Source organism: Burkholderia sp. Ax-1720 (assembly GCF_011753035.1).
In the GTDB taxonomy this organism is placed as follows: domain Bacteria; phylum Pseudomonadota; class Gammaproteobacteria; order Burkholderiales; family Burkholderiaceae; genus Burkholderia; species Burkholderia gladioli.
In genome coordinates, this window is record NZ_VWWK01000148.1 from 1 (window position 1) to 17,490 (window position 17,490).

A 17,490-nucleotide genomic window follows, 5' to 3' on the forward strand; every position below is an offset into this window, starting at 1 on the left:
CGACGGCGCGCTCGGCGTCGGGCGCGGGAGTCGCGGCCGGGGCCGCCGCCGGGGCGCGCGGCGCGAGGCCGGCATCGATCTGGGTACTCATGGCTGGGGCTGGGTGGGGTTGGCTGCCGGGGCGCTGCCGCGGCGCACGACGCGCCAGTAGTCGATCACGACCCAGGCGGCGAACAGCGGCGCGCCGATCGCGGCGGCCAGCACGAAGCGCTCGACGCCGTCGAGCAGGGTCACGATCGGCAGCAGGTAAAGCACGTCCTCGGTCTCGAAGCCGCCCACCGACGCCTGCTTGGTGCCGGCCTTGCCGGCAAGGGATTCGATCCGCATGCGCAGGAAGAAGATCAGCGCGACGGCCGCGCCCGCCACGGTGCCGAGCAGCACCGGCGAGGCGAACATGTGGCCGCCCTGGGCGACGATGCCCGCGCCCATGCAGACGAACAGCGCCACGGTGATCACCGCGTCGCTGGCCAGATCGTAGAAATGGCCGATCTTGCTGGTCTTGCCGCTGATGCGCGCCAGTTCGCCGTCGGTGTGGTCGACGAAGTTCGACAGCACGATCAGGAAGGCCCCGGCGTTGATCCAGCCGAAACCGCCCTGCGCGAGGCACACGGCGCCCGCCAGGCCGATCAGCAGGCGCAGCGTGGTCAGGTGGTTCGGGGTGACGGGGGTATCGACGAGCGGCGTGACGAGCCGGCGCGCGAGCCGCGCATCCCAGGTGCGGGGCGGCGGCGGCGCGATGAGTTTTCTTTGGTCCATCGGCGGATGTTATACGGATTTGTAACGATTTGCTTTTTCCAAGACTCAATTTTGACACGGGGATGTCGAAACCGGGTTCGACCAAAATGCCCGGCGCGCCTGGGTGACCGGAAGCGCACGATGGATTTTGAGGCGTTTAGTCGCGTTTCTTGGCGTCGAGGCCGTGTCGAGCGCCTCCGCGGATGCCGTCGGCGCCTTGTCGGGATTGGCTCGAGGCGCGATTCTACAGGCTCGTGGCGGGAGCTGAATCGGCTGTATTCATCTGGATACGACCGATTTGTGGGCGCCTCGGAAATGTTGCGCGGATCCCAGTCCCGGGTGCCCGGCGGAACGCCCGGTTCGCGTACCGATTGATTCGGTTCGCCTGGCGGTGCAGGGCGTCGGGCCGCCGGCCCATCCGTCCCGGAATAATCGACGGCCGCCGCCTGTTCTTTGCTGGCGGAGCGGACGTGCCGATGGCGCCGTCCAGACGATTCCGACCTCAATCCATTTCAATCCAATTCAATTCCCGGGTAGATCATGAACATCCTGAAAACGAGCGCATGCGCGCTGCTGCTGGCCAGTTCGTCGGTTTTCGCCGCCCAGCCCAGCTGCATGGACAAGGCCACCACGCAAGCGGCGATGAACGCCTGCGCGGCCGGCGCCTACAAGCAATCGGACGCGGCGCTGAACAGCACCTACCGCGCCCTGGTCGCCAAGCTCGGCGAACCGGGCAAGACCCGGCTGAAGGAAGCGCAGCGCCGCTGGCTGGCCTGGCGCGACGCCCAATGCGCCTTCGAGGCGAGCGGCGTTGACGGCGGCAGCGCCGCGCCGATGGTCACGAGCCAGTGCCTGGACCAGCTCACCCAGGCCCAGACCAAGCTGCTCGACAGCCATCTCCATTGCCAGGAAGGCGATATTTCCTGCTCCAACTGAGGCCGATCCGGCGCGCCTGCCCGGGCGAATCCGCGTCGCCCGCCGCGCAGAAAGCTGCAGATACAGCGCCGATTTTCGTCTGATCAAAGTAGACTGTCGAACCCCGTGGATCCGTCCCCGATGGTCTCGCCCATCGGCCGGATTCGCGGGTGCCGTCGCGCGCTCCGGCAGCGGCTGGCCGATCGGCTCGGGCCGAGCCCGGCGCCGCCGCCCGGCGCGCGACACCGCGTTTCATTCCTATTCCACTGGAGGAGCAAATCCATGAAGCAGAACCACACGATCGACACGCGCAAGAAAATCGTGATCGGCGCCGCCGCGCTGTTTGCCCTGGCGGCCGCCGGCAACGCGATGGCGGACCAGATCGTGAAGATCGGCAGCGTCGAGCCGCTGACGGGCGGCATCTCGCACCTCGGCAAGGACAACGAGAACGGTGCCCGTCTGGCGATCGAGGAGATCAACACGAAGGGCCTGACCATCGGCGGCCAGAAGATCACGCTGCAACTGGATGGCCAGGACGACGCGGCCGACCCGCGCACCGCCACCCAGGTCGCGCAGAAGCTGGTCGACGACAAGGTCGTCGCCGTGGTCGGCCACCTGAACTCGGGCACCTCGATCCCGGCCTCGAAGATCTACAGCGATGCCGGCATCCTGCAGATCTCGCCCTCGGCCACCAACCCGGCCTACACGCAGCAGGGCTTCAAGACCACCTACCGGGTGGTCGCGACCGACGCGCAGCAGGGCCCGGCGCTGGCCGCCTACGCGCAGAAGGCCGGCGTCAAGACGGTGGCCGTGATCGACGATTCGACCGCCTACGGCCAGGGCCTGGCCAACGAGTTCGAGAAGAAGGCGAAGGCGCTGGGCCTGAAGGTGGTCTCGCATGACGCGACCAACGACAAGGCCGTCGACTTCCGCGCGATCCTGACCAAGATCAAGGGCGAAAACCCGGACGCGATCATGTACGGCGGCATGGATGCCACCGGCGGCCCGCTGGCCAAGCAGGCCAAGCAGCTCGGCCTGCGCGCCAAGCTGTTCGCGGGCGACGGCGTGTGCACCGAGCAGCTTTCCGACCTGGCCGGCGCCGCCGCCGACAACGTGGTCTGCTCGCAGCCGGGCGCGGCGCTCGAGAAGATGCCGGGCGGCGCCGAATTCCAGGCCAAGTACCAGAAGCGTTTCGGCCAGATCATCAAGTTCGACGCGCCGTTCGCCTATGACTCGGTGTACATCATCGTCGACGCGATGAAGCGCGCGAACTCGGTCGATCCGGCCAAGATCCTGGCGCAGATGCCCACCACCGACTACAAGGGCGTGATCGGCGAGACCGTGTTCGATGCCAAGGGCGACCTGAAGCACGGCGTGATCTCGCTGTACGGCTACAAGTCGGGCAAGAAGTCCTTCGTGGATGAAGTGAAGATGTAAGAAGGATGCCCGTTCCGGCCGTGCGGCCGGGACGGGCATGCGGCTTTACCTTTACTCGGCGTATGTCTCGCGGCGTTCGGATTCCGAGGTCTCGATGACGATCAGGCTGATGCCGCCCGAAGGATCGTCCGTCTCCGACGGCGGCAGCAGTTCGGGCGGAACGGTGCCATCTCCGCTGCTGCGCAACAGCTTGCAGGCCGATGCGCCGAGCACCTCGTCGAGAATCGAGTGGCCCGCCTGGCCATAACCGGCGCAGAAGCAGGCGTAAGCCGGAATCGAGTCGCCCTCGAAGCGCGAACTCGTCTTGGGATCGTGCGCCGTTCTGGTTCTGGTGAAGCCTTTTTTCAGGCCGTTGTCGATCAGGTCCCAGATCATGTGCGACCAGCCTCTCGCGCCGGTTCGGGTACCGAATTGCCTGCCATTGGACATCGCCAGGAATTCGAGCAGGGTTTCGCCGAGCGAGACGATCGTAAAGAGTGGTGACTCGGCCATCCATACCGCCATCGGATATTGCTTGAATGGCGCCGGCGAATGTGAGAAGACCGGGTCGGAATCGACCAGCAGATACTGCGCGCCGGCATGTCGATTATGCGGCGTGACCGTCCTGGATTTGCCATGAAGCGTGCCGCCGTTCTTCATGTCGTATGTGAAGGTCGGCCAATGCTGATAAAGGAACAACTGATGCTGTTCGCTTGTCGGGACGGTCAGGCGCGGCGCCGATGGATCCGTCATTTTCGCCTGCAGCAACAGGGCATTGCGCTGCACGCTGCCTGATGTTCCCTGGTGGATGTGCACGAACAGGATATCGCCCAGTTCGCAGCGGGCCTTGGGCGTGGGGGCGGTGAATTTCACCATCGGCGACTGATGGCAGAACACGCCCGAGGTGGCGATCTGAATGCCTGAGCCCGCGAATACGGCGTCGAGCGCGGTCTTGATCAGGGGCACGCCGTGCTTGACCAGGCTGGCGATGAAATCCGGTTCTTCTGGAGGTTTCCCGCTTGGCTTCGCGCGGCGATAGGCATCGGACATCGATTTTATTGCAATGTCGTCGAAATCTTTGTGCAACTTTCCGCCATTCGCGTGCAGCAGAGTCAGATAGCTCACCAAGTTTATTCCCCGAGGAAATTATGCTGTTTTTGATTTTTGCCGATATTAAGGGATTTCAATTCGCCGCGGAATGAATTCTGCCTGATCGGAATGCCGGTCGATACGAATTCCGATCGAAACTCGATGTAAGCGGCATGGCGACGCCTATCATGTGAGCTTCTCATCCCGATGCGCGTGAGGATGCATTCGCGCTTTCCGCCATGACCGAACCCACCACCCCCGCCCCCGACAGCACCGCCGCGCGCGTCGCCCTCTGGCGCGCCTTGCACGTCGAAGCCGACCCGCCGCCGCACGTGCTCGACGACCCGATCGGCCTGCAACTGCTCGCGCCCGGTGACGACTGGCGCAGCCGCGGCGACATGGATCTCGCCTTCACGCGGCCGTTTCGCGCCGCGATCGTCGCGCGGGCGAGATTCATCGAGGACTGGGTGGCCGAGCAGCTTGCGCGCGGCGTCGATCAGTACGTGATTCTCGGCGCGGGCCTCGACAGCTTCGTGCAGCGCCGCCCGGATCTCGCGGCGCGCCTGCGCGTGTTCGAGATCGATCGCCCCGGGCCGCAGGCCTGGAAGCGCGCGCGACTGGTCGAACTCGGTTTCGGCATTCCCGATTCGCTGCGCCTGGTCCCCGTCGATTTCGAGGCGGGCGCGAGCTGGCGCGAGGCGCTCGCGGCGACCGGCTTCGACGCCGGCAAACCCGCGGTGGTGGTCTCCACCGGCGTCAGCATGTACCTCAGCGACGAGGCGAACCGCGCCACGCTGGCCGAGGTCGCCGCGCTCGCGCCGGGTTCCAGCCTCGTGATGAGCTTCCTGCTGCCGTTGCACCTGGCCGATCCGGCCGTGCGCCCCGCGCTGGAAATGGCGGAAAAGGGCGCCCGCGCCAGCGGCACGCCCTTCATCAGCTTCCATACCCCCGAGGAGATTCGCGCGAAGGCTCGCGAGGCCGGCTTCGGCGAAGCCCGCCATGTCCCGGCGAGCGAACTCGCGCTGCGCTATTTCTCCACGCGCGAGGACGGCCTGCGCCCGCCCGACAACGCCGAGGAACTGCTGGTCGCGATCCGCTGAACGCGCATTCAGCGTGCCCCGCGCCGCGCCGACACCAGCATCATCATCGGCCGCTCGCGTTCCTCGGCCAGCGCCGGCTGCGCCTCGACCTGGGCCGGCGACGGCCCCCATTCGTCCAGGTGCGCGAGCGCGAAGCCCGATTCGATCAGCAGGTTGAGCAGGGTGCCGATGGTGCGGTGCTGCTTGACCACGCCCTCGGCGAGCCAGTCGGTCACGCGCGGGCCTTCGTTCTGGTAACCGTCCAGCGGCCAATGGCGCCAGCCCTCGGCATCGGTGCGAAAGCCCTGCCGGCTCGGCGCGGTCAGGATCGGGTGCTCGATCGAGAACACCAGCCGTCCGCCCGGCACCAGCGCGCGATGGATCGCCGCGAACAGCCCCGGCAGGTTCTCGATGTAGTGGAAGGCCAGCGAGCTGTAGACCAGGTCGAAGGCGGCGGCCGGCAGGTCGAGCCGTTCGAGGTCGGCGCGCCGGTAGGCGATGCGCGGGTTGGCGGTGTCGGCCCGGGCGCGCTCCAGCATCCGCTCGGAAACATCGAGGCCCAGCACGCTGGCCGCCTCGTGCTCGGCGGCCCAGCGGCAGAACCAGCCGTAGCCGCAGCCGAGATCGGCGATGCGCAAGCCGCGCGGCTCGGGCAGCAGCGCGCGCAGGGCCGGCCATTCCGGCGCGCCGCCGAGGCCCTCGACCGAGCGCTTGAGCTTCGCGTAGTTGTCGAAGAACGTCGGATCGTCGTAGATGTTCTGGGTCATCGATGCGCTCTCTCAGTGCCGTGGTCGACAGCCGGCGGCGCGAGGCCCGGGCACGCCGCGCCCTCGCGCCGCGAGGCGGCAGGCCGGCGTCATGCGGGGCCCGGCGCGCGCGGCATGCGCGACGGCGGTTGTCATGAACGAATTCGACGATCCTAGCGCGTAACGGGCGTGCCGCGCGAGCCCCCGATGCGTCGAAGCGGCCGCTTGGCGCCGCCCCTTGCACGCCTGTCCCTCAATTCCCGGACAACAGGCCGCCCGCGGCGCGCAATGCATCGGTGACGATCGCGGCGGCCGGCGTGGGCAGCCGGTCCGAGCGCGTGATGAGCCCGTAGTCGTCCATCTGGCACTGCATCGCCAGCGGCAGGATCTCGACCACGCGATGCGCCGCGTAATACTGCGCGACGTCGGCGGCCAGCACCGCGATCATGTCGCTCTCTTCCAGCAGCCGCGTGATGAACAGCAGGGCGGCGGTCTCCACGATGCGCGCCGGCGGCGCCAGGCTGGCGCGCTGGAACATGCGCTCGAAGCGGTGGCGCAGCACGCTGCCGGCGGGCGGCACCACCCAGTTGGCCTCGCGCACCTCGGCCAGCGTCAGCGCGGGCCCGCCCAGCAGCGGATGGCCCTGGCGCACCACCGCGTGGACGAATTCGTCGGCGAGAGTCTCGTAGCGCAGCGGCAGCTTGTCGTGCTCGGCCGACAGCCGGCCGACCACGATATCGAGCTTGTCCTGCGCGAGCCGTTCGAGCAGCACGTTGCTGGTCTCGATCTCGACCGAGATCCGCATCGCCGGATGCTGCTTCTTGACCGCGGCGATCGCGGCCGGCAGCAGGCGCACGCCGGGCGAGGTGATGGTGCCGATCGCGACATGGCCGAGATGGCCGGCCTTGAGCGCATCGAGCTCCTCCTGCGCCTGCTCGAGGCTGCCGAGCACGGCGCGCGCATGGCGGATCAGCGCGTCGCCGTAGAGCGTGGGTTTCACGCCGCGCGGCATGCGCTCGAACAGCACCGTGCCGAGCATGTCCTCGAGCTCGCGCAGCAGCTTGGAGGCGGCCGGCTGGGTCATGTTCAGCACCGCCGCCGCGCGATGGATATTGCCTTCCTCCGCGAGCGCGACGACCAGCAGCAACTGCCTGGTTTTCAGCCGCGTGCGCACGTACCAGGGGTTCGCGTCGAGCATCGGTTCAGTGTTTACGAGGATATGGAAACGTGTATCGGAGACGTCCGATTTTTCATTAGTAGGTTATCAACGATCTGACTAGACTGCTCGCAAATCCTGCTACCCACATACGAGCATGTCGGACTCCAAACCCAAGCTGCGCTCCCAACACTGGTTCGGTCCCGCGGACAAGAACGGCTTCATGTACCGAAGCTGGATGAAGAACCAGGGTATTCCCGATCACGAGTTCGACGGCCGGCCGATCATCGGCATCTGCAATACCTGGTCCGAGCTGACGCCCTGCAACGCGCATTTCCGCAAGCTCGCCGAGCACGTCAAGCGCGGCATCCACGAGGCGGGCGGCTTCCCGGTGGAATTCCCGGTGTTCTCCAACGGCGAATCGAACCTGCGGCCCACCGCGATGCTCACGCGCAACCTCGCCAGCATGGACGTGGAGGAGGCGATCCGCGGCAACCCGATCGACGCGGTGGTGCTGCTGGCCGGTTGCGACAAGACCACGCCGGCGCTGCTGATGGGCGCGGCCAGTTGCGACGTGCCGGCCATCGTGGTGAGCGGCGGGCCGATGCTCAACGGCAAGCTGGAGGGCAAGGACATCGGCTCGGGCACGGCGGTCTGGCGGCTGCACGAGGCGCTCAAGGCCGGCGAGATCGACCTGCACCGTTTCCTCTCGGCCGAGGCCGGCATGTCGCGCTCGGCCGGCACCTGCAACACCATGGGCACCGCCTCGACGATGGCCTGCATGGCCGAGGCGCTCGGCGTGGCGCTGCCGCACAACGCGGCGATTCCCGCGGTCGACGCGCGCCGTTACGTGCTGGCCCACATGTCGGGCATCCGCATCGTGCAGATGGCGCTGGAGGACCTGAAACTGTCGAAGGTGCTGACGCGCGCGGCCTTCGAGAACGCGATCCGCACCAATGCCGCGATCGGCGGCTCGACCAACGCGGTGATCCACCTGAAGGCGATCGCCGGCCGCATCGGCGTGCCGCTCGAGCTCGAGGACTGGATGCGGATCGGCCGCGATACGCCGACCCTGGTCGACCTGCAGCCCTCGGGCCGCTTCCTGATGGAGGAGTTCTATTACGCGGGCGGGCTGCCGGCGGTGCTGCGCCGGCTCGGCGAGGCCGGGCTGCTGCCGCATCCGGATGCGCTGACCGTCAACGGCCGTTCGCTGTGGGACAACGTGCGCGAGGCGCCGAACCACGACGAGGAAGTGATCCGCCCGCTCGACAGGCCGCTGATCGCCGACGGCGGGATCTGCATCCTGCGCGGCAATCTCGCGCCGCGCGGCGCGGTGCTGAAGCCCTCGGCGGCCACCCCCGAGCTGCTGCGCCATCGCGGCCGCGCGGTGGTGTTCGAGAACTTCGACCACTACAAGGCCGCCATCAACGACGAGGCGCTGGAGGTCGACAAGGACTCGGTGCTGGTGATGAAGAACTGCGGGCCGCGCGGTTACCCGGGCATGGCCGAGGTCGGCAACATGGGCCTGCCGCCCAAGCTGCTGCGCCAGGGCGTGAAGGACATGGTGCGGATCTCCGACGCGCGCATGAGCGGCACCGCCTACGGCACGGTGGTGCTGCACGTGGCGCCCGAGGCCGCCGCGGGCGGCCCGCTGGCGGCCGTGCGCAACGGCGACTGGATCGAGCTCGACTGCGAGGCCGGCCGCCTGCATCTCGACATCAGCGACGAGGAACTGCAGCGGCGCCTGTCCGACGTCGATCCGACCGCCGCGCCGGGCGTGGCCGAGCAGCAGGGCCGCGGCGGCTATGCGCGGCTCTATGTCGACCACGTGCTGCAGGCCGACGAGGGTTGCGACCTGGACTTCCTGGTCGGCATGCGGGGCGCCGAGGTGCCGCGCCACTCGCACTGAAACTGAAGTCGCGAGGCCGGCCCCGGGCCGGCACGTCGCATGACCGGGCCGCGCCCACGAAGCGGCCCGGCGGCCGACAGGGACGAGGGGGCCGTGAGGGCGCGAGGCGATCGCCGGGCCGGCCAGGGCCGCCGGGCCCGCTTCGCGAATACGCCCGGCGGCAGCGGGCAAGGCGCCATCGAACGGCGCCCGAAGAGATCCGCGCGAGCGTGCCCGCCGGGCGCCGCTGCACGACGCGGGCAGACGACATGGTGGAAGGAGACGCAATGACGAAATCGCAGGCAGCGCGTTCCGGCGAGACCGGTGCACGCGCAACCGATCCGGCGGCCGACGGCGAGGAGACACGCGTGGTCGGCCTGGTCGCGCGCCGGCTCCTGCCGTTCCTCGCGCTGATCTACGTGGTGGCCTATATCGATCGCACCGTGGTCGGCTTCGCGAAGCTGCACATGAACGCCGCGATCGGCCTGAGCGACGCCGCCTACGGCCTGGGCGCGGGCCTGTTCTTCATCGGCTACTTCCTCTGCGAGGTGCCGAGCAACCTGGCGCTGTCGCGCTTCGGCGCGCGCATCTGGTTCGCGCGGATCCTGTTCACCTGGGGCGCCATCACCATGGCGACCGCCTTCGTCACGGGGCCGAACGGTTTCTACACGCTGCGCTTCCTGCTCGGTGCGGCCGAGGCCGGGCTCTATCCCGGCATCCTGTACTTCCTCACCCACTGGTTCCCGATGCGCCACCGCGCGCGCGTGATCGGCCTGCTGGTGCTGGCCCAGCCGATCGCCGGCATCATCACCGGGCCGATCTCGGGCCTGGTGCTGGAGATGCACGGCGTGGCCGGGCTCGCGAACTGGCAGATGCTGTTCATCCTGAGCGGGCTGCCGGCCGTGCTGCTGTGCTGGCCGACCCTGCGCGTGCTGCCCGACACGCCCGCCCAGGCGCGCTGGCTGGCCGAACCCGATCGGCGCTGGATCGAGCAGGCGCTGGCCGCCGATCGCGGCCGCTACGCGCTCGATCCGCACCTGAGCCCGTTCGCGGCGCTCAAGGACCGCCGCGTGCTGCTGATGGCGCTGCTCTACCTGCCGTTCCCGATTAGCATCTACGGCCTGTCGCTGTGGCTGCCCACCATCATCAAGGCCTTCGGCGTGAGCGATTCGACGGCGGGCCTGATCTCGGCCGTGCCCTACATCTGCGCCGTGATCGGGCTGCTGATCGTGCCGCGCCATTCCGACCGGCATCGCGAGCGTCACTGGCACATCGTGGCGGTCACCGCCTTCGGCGCGCTGGCGATGGCGGCCAGTGCCTGGTTCCGCGCTCCCGCGCTGCAATTGCTGTTCATCAGCCTGACGGCCTCCGCGGTCTATTCGATCCAGGCCGTGGTCTGGGCGCTGCCGGGGCAGTTCCTGAGCGGGCCGAGCGCGGCGGTGGGGATCGCGACCATCAACTCGATCGCGAACCTCGGCGGCTACTTCGGCCCCTACAGCGTCGGCCTGATCAAGGACGCCACCGGCAGCCTGGCCGCCGGCCTGTACTTCCTCGCGGCCACCCTGCTGGTGGCCGTGCTGATGGCCTTCGCGGTGCGCGCCGCCTTGCGCGCGAGCACACCGGCCGGGGCGCTGGCGGGCGATGCGCTCGCCCATCAAGAATCCTGACGTGCCCGCGCGGCGCGTGCCGCGCGACTCAACCGACAACCGAAGCAGGACCGATGCCATGACTTCAAGCCGTCCCCCTCGCTACCGCGGTGTGTTCCCCGTGGTGCCGACCACCTTCAGCGATACCGGCGAACTCGACCTGGCCAGCCAGAAGCGCGCCGTCGACTTCATGATCGACGCGGGCTCGGACGGCCTGTGCATCCTCGCCAACTTCTCGGAGCAGTTCTCGCTGTCCGACGAGGAGCGCGAGATCCTCACGCGCACCGTGCTCGAGCACGTGGCCGGCCGCGTGCCGGTGATCGTCACCACCACGCATTACGGCACGCGGCTGTGCGCGGCGCGCAGCCGGCGCGCGCAGGAGCAGGGCGCGGCGATGGTGATGATCATGCCGCCGTATCACGGCGCCACCTTCCGCGTGCCCGAGACGCAGATCCACGAGTTCTACGCGCGCGTGTCCGACGCGATCGACATTCCGATCATGATCCAGGACGCGCCGGCCAGCGGCACCGTGCTGTCGGCGCCGTTCCTGGCGCGCATGGCGCGCGAGATCGAGCAGGTGTCCTATTTCAAGATCGAGACGCCGGGCGCCGCCAACAAGCTGCGCGAGCTGATCCGCCTGGCCGGCGACGCGGCGCAAGGCCCCTGGGACGGCGAGGAGGGCATCACCCTGCTGGCCGACCTGAACGCCGGCGCGACCGGCTCGATGACGGGCGGCGGTTTCCCCGACGGGATCCGCACCATCGTCGACGCGCATCGCGAGGGGCGCCTCGACGAGGCCTTCGCCGCCTACCAGCGCTGGCTGCCGCTGATCAACCACGAGAACCGCCAGGCGGGCCTGCTGGCCTGCAAGGCGTTGATGAAGGAGGGCGGCGTGATCGACTGCGAGCTGCCGCGCCATCCGCTGCCCGCCATGCAGCCCGAGACCCGCGCCGAGCTGGTCGCGATCGCGCGCCGGCTCGATCCGCTGGTGCTGCGCTGGGGCCATTGAGCCGCGAGGAGATCGAGCAAGCATGAACGCTACCTATACCCTCGGCATCGTCGGCGTCGGCAAGATCGCGCGCGACCAGCACCTGCCCGCCATCGCCGGCAACGACGGTTTCGCGCTGGTCGCCAGCGCCAGCCGCAACGCCCACGTCGAGCAGGTCCGCAACTACCCCGATATCGACGCGCTGCTGGCCGCCGAGCCCGAGCTCGACGCCGTCTCTCTCTGCGCGCCGCCGCAGGTGCGCTACGCGCAGGCGCGCGCGGCGCTGCTGGCCGGCAAGCACGTGATGCTGGAAAAGCCGCCCGGCGCGAGCATCAGCGAGGTGGAGGCGCTGCACGCGCTGGCGAAGCGCCAGGGCCGCACGCTGTTCGCCACCTGGCATTCGCGCTGCGCCAGCGCCGTGGAGCCGGCGCGCGACTGGCTCGCCACGCGCGTGGTGCGCGCCGTGCAGGTGCGCTGGAAGGAGGACGTGCGGCACTGGCATCCGGGGCAGCAATGGATCTGGGAGCCGGGCGGGCTCGGCGTGTTCGATCCCGGCATCAACGCGCTGTCGATCGTCACGCGGATCCTGCCGCACGAGCTGCTGCTGCGCGCGGCCACGCTGCACGTGCCCGCCGATTGCGCCACCCCGATCGCGGCCGAGCTCGACTGCATCGACGCGGCCGGTGCCCCGGTGCGCGCCGAGTTCGACTGGCGGCACGGCCCGGTCGAGCAATGGGAGATCGTGGTCGAGACCGACGGCGGCCTGCTGCAGGTCGCCGAGGGCGGCAAGCGCCTGACCATCGCTGGCCGGCCCGTGACGCTCGCGCCCGAGCGCGAATACGCGACGCTCTACGAGCGCTTCCACTGGCTGATCGCGCACGGCACCGACGAGGTCGACCTGAGCCCGCTGCGGCTGGTGGCCGACGCCTTCCTGCTCGGCCGCCATGTCGAGGTCGAGCCCTTCGGCCGCTGAACTGAACCCAATCCATACCGGCAAGCGCCATCAAGAGGCCATCGCCAATATCAGAGGAGACAGCAAGATGACCGGATTCACCCGCCGTACCACCCTGCGCGCCGTCCTGGCCGGCCTGTGCCTGGCCTCGTTCGGCGCTGCGCTGCCTGCCGGCGCCGACACGCCCGCCAAGATCGGTTTCCTGGTGAAGATGCCCGAGCAGGCCTGGTTCATCAACGAGCAGAAGGCCGCCACGGCGCTCGGCCAGAAGGAGAACTTCTCGGTGGTCAACATCGGCACGCCCGACGGCGAGAAGGTGCTGGCCGCGATCGACAACCTCGGCGCGCAAGGCGCGCAGGGCTTCGTGATCTGCGCGCCCGACGTGCGCCTGGGGCCGGCGATCCAGCAGCGCGCCAAGCACTACAACATGAAGTTCGTGACCGTCGACGACCAGTTGGTGGATTCCTCCGGCAAGCCGCTGGCGGGCGTGCCGCACCTGGGCATGTCGGCCTTCAAGATCGGCAACCAGGTCGGCCAGGCAATCACCGACGAGATGAAGAAGCGCGGCTGGAAGCCCGAGGAAGTCGGCGCGCTGCGCATCACCGACTACGAGCTGCCGACCGCCAAGCTGCGCACCGACGGCGCCACGCAGTCGCTGCTGGCCGGCGGCTTCAAGAAGGAGAACATCTTCGACGCGCCGCAGAAGACCACCGACGACGAAGGCGGCTTCAACGCGGCCTCGCCGGTGCTGGCCCAGCATCCCAACATCAAGAAGTGGGTGGTGTTCGCGCTCAACGAGGAAAGCGTGCTGGGCGCGGTGCGCGCCACCGAGCAGCTGCACCTGCCGTCCGCGGACGTGATCGGGGTGGGCATCAACGGCGCCGGCGAGGCCTTCGCCGAGTTCCAGAAGAAGCAGCCGACCGGCTTCTACGGCACCATCGCGGTCAGCTCGACCAACCACGGCAAGGACAGCGCGCAGAACCTGATCGACTGGATCCGCTCGGGCAAGCAGCCGCCCGCCGACACGCAGACCACCGGCAAGCTGATGACGCGCGAGAACTGGCAGGCCGTGCGTGCCGAGCTGGGTATCTGAGGCGGGCATGAGCGAGCGGGAGACGGAACCGATGAGCGATACCCTGGGCACCCTCGAGCGCTCGCCCGAACCGGGCGGCGCGCCTGCCGCCTGGCTCGAGCTGGACGGCATCGGCATGAGCTTTCCGGGCGTGCGCGCGCTCGACGGCGTGTCGCTGTCGGTGCGCGCCGGCGAGGTGCACGGCCTGATGGGCGAGAACGGCGCGGGCAAGTCGACCCTGCTGAAGGTGCTCTCGGGCGTGAACCAGCCGCAGCAGGGCCGGCTGCGGCTGGGCGGCGTCGAGCAGCGCTTCGCCGGCACGCGCGCGGCGATCGACGCGGGTGTGGCGATCATCTACCAGGAGCTGCACCTGGTGCCCGAGCTGACGGTGGCCGACAACCTGATGCTCGGCCAGTTGCCGAACCGCTTCGGCGTGCTCGACGAGCGGGGCCTGGTGCGGCGTGCCACCGAGGCGCTGCAGCGCCTGGGCGAGCGCATCGACCCGCGCACGCCGGTCAAGGAGTTGTCGATCGGCCAGCGCCAGATGATCGAGATCGGCAAGGCGCTGATGCGCGACGCGCGCGTGATCGCCTTCGACGAGCCGACCAGCTCGCTGTCCGCGCGCGAGACCGAGAACCTGTTCCGCATCATCGACGCGCTGCGCGCCGACGGCCGCGCGATCATCTACGTCACGCACCGGATGGACGAGGTCTACACGCTGTGCGACCGCGTCACGGTGTTTCGCGACGGCCGGCATATCGAGACCTTCGAGTCGGTGGCCGAGCTCGACCGCAACCGCCTGATCGCGGCGATGGTCGGCCGCTCGATCGCCGACGTCTACGGCTACCGGCCGCGCGAGGCCGGCGAGGTGCTGCTGGAGGCCAAGGCGCTGCTCGGGCCGGGGCTGGCCGAGCCGGTCTCGTTCGCGGCGCGGCGCGGCGAGATCCTGGGCTTCTTCGGCCTGGTGGGCGCCGGCCGCTCCGAGCTGATGAAGCTGATCTACGGCGCCACCCGTGCCAGCGCCGGCCATGTCGAGCTGGCCGGCCGCCGCGTGGCCTTCGCCAGCCCGCGCGACGCGGTGCGGGCCGGCGTCGCGCTGTGCCCCGAGGACCGCAAGCAGGAAGGCATCGTGGCGATCGCCTCGGTGGCCGACAACCTCAACATCAGCGCCCGCCGCCACTTCAGCCCGGCGCGCTTCCTGCTCGACGAGAAGCGCGAGCGCACGCTGGCGCGCGACTACATCGAGAAGCTGGCGATCAAGACCCGCGACGGCGATACCGCGATCGGCACGCTGTCGGGCGGCAACCAGCAGAAGGTGATCCTGTCGCGCTGGCTGGCCGAGCGCATCGAGGTGTTCCTGATGGACGAGCCCACCCGCGGCATCGACGTGGGCGCGCGCGCCGAGATCTACGCGCTGCTGTACGGCCTGGCCGAGGCGGGGCGCACCGTGCTGATGGTGTCGAGCGACCTGGCCGAGGTGATCGGCGTGGCCGACCGCATCGTGGTGATGCGCGAGGGGCGCATCGCCGGCATCGTGCCGAAGGCCGAGGCCACTCCCGACCAACTGATCAAGCTGGCGCTGCCGCGCTGAACCGACTCACCGCGGCCGGCGAGCGCCGATGCGCCTGCCGCCGCACCGAACCGATGGACCCGAGATGAACCAAGCCATGCCGAAGGGAACGCCCGCCAGCAACGACACCGCGCCGATCACGCCGTCGCGCGCGCGGATGTGGGACATGATCAACAAGTCGGGCATCGTGGTGGTGTTCGTGGTGCTGTTCGCGGTGCTGTCCGCGACGGTGCCGGACTTCCTCACGGTCCGCAATATCCAGGGCCTGCTGTTGTCGGTCACGCTGATCGGCTCGATCGCGGTGACCATGATGTTCGTGCTCGCGCTCGGCGAGGTGGACCTGTCGGTGGCCTCGATCGTCGCCTTCTCGGGCGTGGTGGCCTCCACCGTGATCACCGCCTCGCACAGCGTGCTGCTCGGCGTGGCGGCCGGCATCCTGGCCGGCGGCGCGGTGGGCCTGGTCAACGGCGTGCTGATCGCGCGCTTCCGGATCAATTCGCTGATCGCCACGCTGGCCATGATGGAGGCGGTGCGGGGCCTGGCCTTCCTGACCTCGAACGGCGATGCCGTGATGATCTCCGAGGAGCGTTTCTTCGAGCTCGGCAGCGGCGCCTTCCTCGGCATCTCGTTCCCGATCTGGAGCAACATCGTCGGCTTCGTGGTGTTCGGCTTCCTGCTCAAGAAGACCGTGTTTGGCAAGAACGTGCTGGCGGTCGGCGGCAACAGCGAGGCCGCGCTGCTGGCCGGCCTGCCGGTCACCCGCATCAAGGTCGCGGTGTTCGTGCTGCAGGGCCTGGTGACCGGCTTCGCCGGCGTGATGCTGGCCTCGCGCATGAGCCTGGGCGACCCCAAGACCTCGGTCGGGCTCGAACTCGGCGTGATCTCGGCCTGCGTGCTCGGCGGCGTGTCGCTGACGGGCGGCGTGGCCACCATCGCCGGCGTGCTGGTGGGCGTGCTGATCATGGGCGCGGTGCAGGACGCGATGAGCCTGATGAACGTGCCGACCTTCTACCAGTACCTGATCCGCGGCGGCATCCTGCTGCTGGCGGTGCTGTTCGACCAGTTCCGCCGCAGCAAGCGGGCGGTCTGAGCCGCGCGTGCCTAGCGCGCGTCGCGGATCAGTTGCACGAGGCGCCGGCAGTCCTTGGCCAGCCGCGCCTCGTCGAGGTTGGTCACGCTCAGCAGCAGGCCCTGCGGCCGCGGCGCCCGGCTGTACCAGGGCGACAGCGGCGTGGGCGCGATGCCGAAGGGCAGCGCCTGCAGCGCCAGCTCGGTATCGACCACGGAATCGGGCAGGCGCGTGACCACCGCCGTGCCGGCCACCGCCAGCACCGACATCAGGTCCGCCGGCACCGCCCGCAACTGGCGCAGCAAGGCTTCCCGCTGCGCGGCATAGAGACGCTTCATGCGGCGCAGATGGCGCAGATAGTGGCCGTCGCGCAGGAATTCGGCCACCGCGTGCTGGATCGAGGCCGCCGGGGCCGGCGCCAGGCAGGCCGCGATCTCGCCGAAGCGGGCCGCCAGCTCGAGCGGCACCACCAGGAAGCCCAGGCGCAAGGCCGGGCTGATGGTCTTGCTGAAGCTGCCGATATGCAGCACGCGGCCGTGCTCGTCGAGCGAGGCCAGGGCGGGGGCGGCGCGCCCCGTCAGTTGCAGCTCGCTCAGGTAGTCGTCCTCGACGATCCAGCCGCCGCTGCGCCGGGCCCAGGCGAGCAGGGCCAGCCGCCGGGGCAGCGAGAGCGTCATGCCGAGCGGCGCCTGCTGGCCCGGCGTGACCACCGCCAGGGCGGCGCGCGGCGCGAGCGCGATGCCGGCTTGCACGTCGATTCCCTCGGCATCCACCGGCACCGGCTGCGTCTGCATCCCCGCCAGGTCCAGCGCGATGCGCGTGAGCGAAAAGCCGGGATCCTCGATCCAGGCCGGCCGGCCCTCGATGCCGAGCCCGCGGATCGCCAGCCCGAGCGCGCCGGAAAAGCCGGTGGTGACCAGCACCTGGGAGGGCTGGCAGCGCAGCCCGCGCGCAACGCCCAGGTAGGCCGCGATCTCCTTGCGCAGCGCCGGGTCGCCGCGCGGATCCGGGTAGCTGACGGGCGCCGCCGCGGCCTGGCGCGCGCCGCGCGTCAGCACGCGCGACCACAGCTTGAAGGGGAACTCGGCCTGCGAGGGCACGCCCATCTGGAACGCCAGCGGCGCCGCGCCGAAGTCGCGGAACAGGCCCGCCAGCGGCAGCGCATCGGG

General features: G+C 69.2%; 15 protein-coding genes. 10 read left to right on the forward strand and 5 right to left on the reverse strand.

What is annotated here, in order from left to right:
* Positions 1-87: 87 nt before the first annotated feature.
* Positions 88-756, reverse strand: coding sequence for a CDP-alcohol phosphatidyltransferase family protein (locus tag F3J18_RS28370; RefSeq protein WP_025098307.1), 669 nt, complete (start codon positions 754-756; stop codon positions 88-90).
* Positions 757-1,275: 519 nt separating this feature from the next.
* On the opposite strand from F3J18_RS28370, the gene F3J18_RS28375 reads away from it, so the two are divergent.
* Positions 1,276-1,671: a lysozyme inhibitor LprI family protein gene (locus F3J18_RS28375; RefSeq protein ID WP_166915476.1), complete on the forward strand. Its 396-nt coding sequence runs from the start codon at positions 1,276-1,278 to the stop codon at positions 1,669-1,671.
* Positions 1,672-1,932: 261 nt separating this feature from the next.
* The gene (locus tag F3J18_RS28380; RefSeq protein ID WP_013690115.1) at positions 1,933-3,087 is read left to right on the forward strand and encodes a branched-chain amino acid ABC transporter substrate-binding protein; all 1,155 of its coding nucleotides are present in this window, start codon (positions 1,933-1,935) and stop codon (positions 3,085-3,087) included.
* 51 nt (positions 3,088-3,138) lie between these two features.
* Here the strand turns inward: F3J18_RS28380 and F3J18_RS28385 are convergent, their stop codons facing one another.
* A complete protein-coding gene (locus tag F3J18_RS28385) occupies positions 3,139-4,191 on the reverse strand; it encodes a hypothetical protein (RefSeq protein ID WP_166915478.1) in 1,053 nt (350 codons plus the stop codon).
* Between the two features lie 203 nt (positions 4,192-4,394).
* Here F3J18_RS28385 and F3J18_RS28390 point away from each other — a divergent pair, with 203 nt between their 5' ends.
* Positions 4,395-5,255, forward strand: coding sequence for a class I SAM-dependent methyltransferase (locus F3J18_RS28390; protein ID WP_166915480.1), 861 nt, complete (start codon positions 4,395-4,397; stop codon positions 5,253-5,255).
* A gap of 8 nt (positions 5,256-5,263) precedes the next feature.
* Here F3J18_RS28390 and F3J18_RS28395 read toward each other — a convergent pair whose 3' ends face one another.
* Positions 5,264-6,001, reverse strand: a complete 738-nt coding sequence (locus tag F3J18_RS28395; RefSeq protein ID WP_166915482.1) for a class I SAM-dependent methyltransferase — start codon at positions 5,999-6,001, stop codon at positions 5,264-5,266.
* Positions 6,002-6,233: 232 nt separating this feature from the next.
* Positions 6,234-7,178: a LysR substrate-binding domain-containing protein gene (locus F3J18_RS28400; protein WP_105827459.1), complete on the reverse strand. Its 945-nt coding sequence runs from the start codon at positions 7,176-7,178 to the stop codon at positions 6,234-6,236.
* Positions 7,179-7,293: 115 nt separating this feature from the next.
* On the opposite strand from F3J18_RS28400, the gene F3J18_RS28405 reads away from it, so the two are divergent.
* The 7 genes from F3J18_RS28405 (at position 7,294) to araH (ending at position 16,342) form a co-directional block, all read left to right on the forward strand.
* Positions 7,294-9,045 carry an IlvD/Edd family dehydratase gene (locus F3J18_RS28405; protein ID WP_025098300.1) on the forward strand — a complete coding sequence of 584 codons (1,752 nt, stop codon included), beginning with the start codon at positions 7,294-7,296 and terminating at the stop codon, positions 9,043-9,045.
* 266 nt (positions 9,046-9,311) lie between these two features.
* Positions 9,312-10,691 carry an MFS transporter gene (locus F3J18_RS28410; protein ID WP_166915484.1) on the forward strand — a complete coding sequence of 460 codons (1,380 nt, stop codon included), beginning with the start codon at positions 9,312-9,314 and terminating at the stop codon, positions 10,689-10,691.
* A 58-nt stretch (positions 10,692-10,749) separates the two neighbouring features.
* Positions 10,750-11,679: a dihydrodipicolinate synthase family protein gene (locus F3J18_RS28415; protein WP_166915485.1), complete on the forward strand. Its 930-nt coding sequence runs from the start codon at positions 10,750-10,752 to the stop codon at positions 11,677-11,679.
* A 22-nt stretch (positions 11,680-11,701) separates the two neighbouring features.
* Complete coding sequence (locus F3J18_RS28420) at positions 11,702-12,631, forward strand: Gfo/Idh/MocA family oxidoreductase (RefSeq protein ID WP_166915487.1); 930 nt, start codon at positions 11,702-11,704, stop codon at positions 12,629-12,631.
* 67 nt (positions 12,632-12,698) lie between these two features.
* Positions 12,699-13,703 (forward strand): arabinose ABC transporter substrate-binding protein, encoded by a 1,005-nt coding sequence (locus F3J18_RS28425; protein ID WP_166915489.1) that lies wholly within the window; start codon positions 12,699-12,701, stop codon positions 13,701-13,703.
* Between the two features lie 31 nt (positions 13,704-13,734).
* Positions 13,735-15,273 carry an L-arabinose ABC transporter ATP-binding protein AraG gene (araG, locus tag F3J18_RS28430; protein WP_166915491.1) on the forward strand — a complete coding sequence of 513 codons (1,539 nt, stop codon included), beginning with the start codon at positions 13,735-13,737 and terminating at the stop codon, positions 15,271-15,273.
* 64 nt (positions 15,274-15,337) lie between these two features.
* Positions 15,338-16,342: an L-arabinose ABC transporter permease AraH gene (araH, locus tag F3J18_RS28435; protein ID WP_025098294.1), complete on the forward strand. Its 1,005-nt coding sequence runs from the start codon at positions 15,338-15,340 to the stop codon at positions 16,340-16,342.
* 11 nt (positions 16,343-16,353) lie between these two features.
* Here araH and F3J18_RS28440 read toward each other — a convergent pair.
* Positions 16,354-17,490 (reverse strand): PLP-dependent aminotransferase family protein (locus F3J18_RS28440; RefSeq protein WP_166915493.1); only part of this gene is annotated, 1,137 nt, incomplete at its 5' end.

Excerpts from the sequence above, each read along its gene's own strand:
- F3J18_RS28400 (WP_105827459.1), bottom strand. The coding sequence starts at position 7,178 with ATGCTCGACGCGAACCCCTGGTACGTGCGCACGCGGCTGAAAACCAGG.
- F3J18_RS28415 (WP_166915485.1), top strand. The coding sequence starts at position 10,750 with ATGACTTCAAGCCGTCCCCCTCGCTACCGCGGTGTGTTCCCCGTGGTG.
- araH (WP_025098294.1), top strand. The coding sequence starts at position 15,338 with ATGAACCAAGCCATGCCGAAGGGAACGCCCGCCAGCAACGACACCGCG.
- F3J18_RS28390 (WP_166915480.1), top strand. The coding sequence starts at position 4,395 with ATGACCGAACCCACCACCCCCGCCCCCGACAGCACCGCCGCGCGCGTC.
- F3J18_RS28375 (WP_166915476.1), top strand. The coding sequence starts at position 1,276 with ATGAACATCCTGAAAACGAGCGCATGCGCGCTGCTGCTGGCCAGTTCG.
- F3J18_RS28395 (WP_166915482.1), bottom strand. The coding sequence starts at position 6,001 with ATGACCCAGAACATCTACGACGATCCGACGTTCTTCGACAACTACGCG.
- F3J18_RS28420 (WP_166915487.1), top strand. The coding sequence starts at position 11,702 with ATGAACGCTACCTATACCCTCGGCATCGTCGGCGTCGGCAAGATCGCG.
- F3J18_RS28425 (WP_166915489.1), top strand. The coding sequence starts at position 12,699 with ATGACCGGATTCACCCGCCGTACCACCCTGCGCGCCGTCCTGGCCGGC.
- F3J18_RS28380 (WP_013690115.1), top strand. The coding sequence starts at position 1,933 with ATGAAGCAGAACCACACGATCGACACGCGCAAGAAAATCGTGATCGGC.
- araG (WP_166915491.1), top strand. The coding sequence starts at position 13,735 with ATGAGCGATACCCTGGGCACCCTCGAGCGCTCGCCCGAACCGGGCGGC.
- F3J18_RS28405 (WP_025098300.1), top strand. The coding sequence starts at position 7,294 with ATGTCGGACTCCAAACCCAAGCTGCGCTCCCAACACTGGTTCGGTCCC.
- F3J18_RS28370 (WP_025098307.1), bottom strand. The coding sequence starts at position 756 with ATGGACCAAAGAAAACTCATCGCGCCGCCGCCGCCCCGCACCTGGGAT.
- F3J18_RS28410 (WP_166915484.1), top strand. The coding sequence starts at position 9,312 with ATGACGAAATCGCAGGCAGCGCGTTCCGGCGAGACCGGTGCACGCGCA.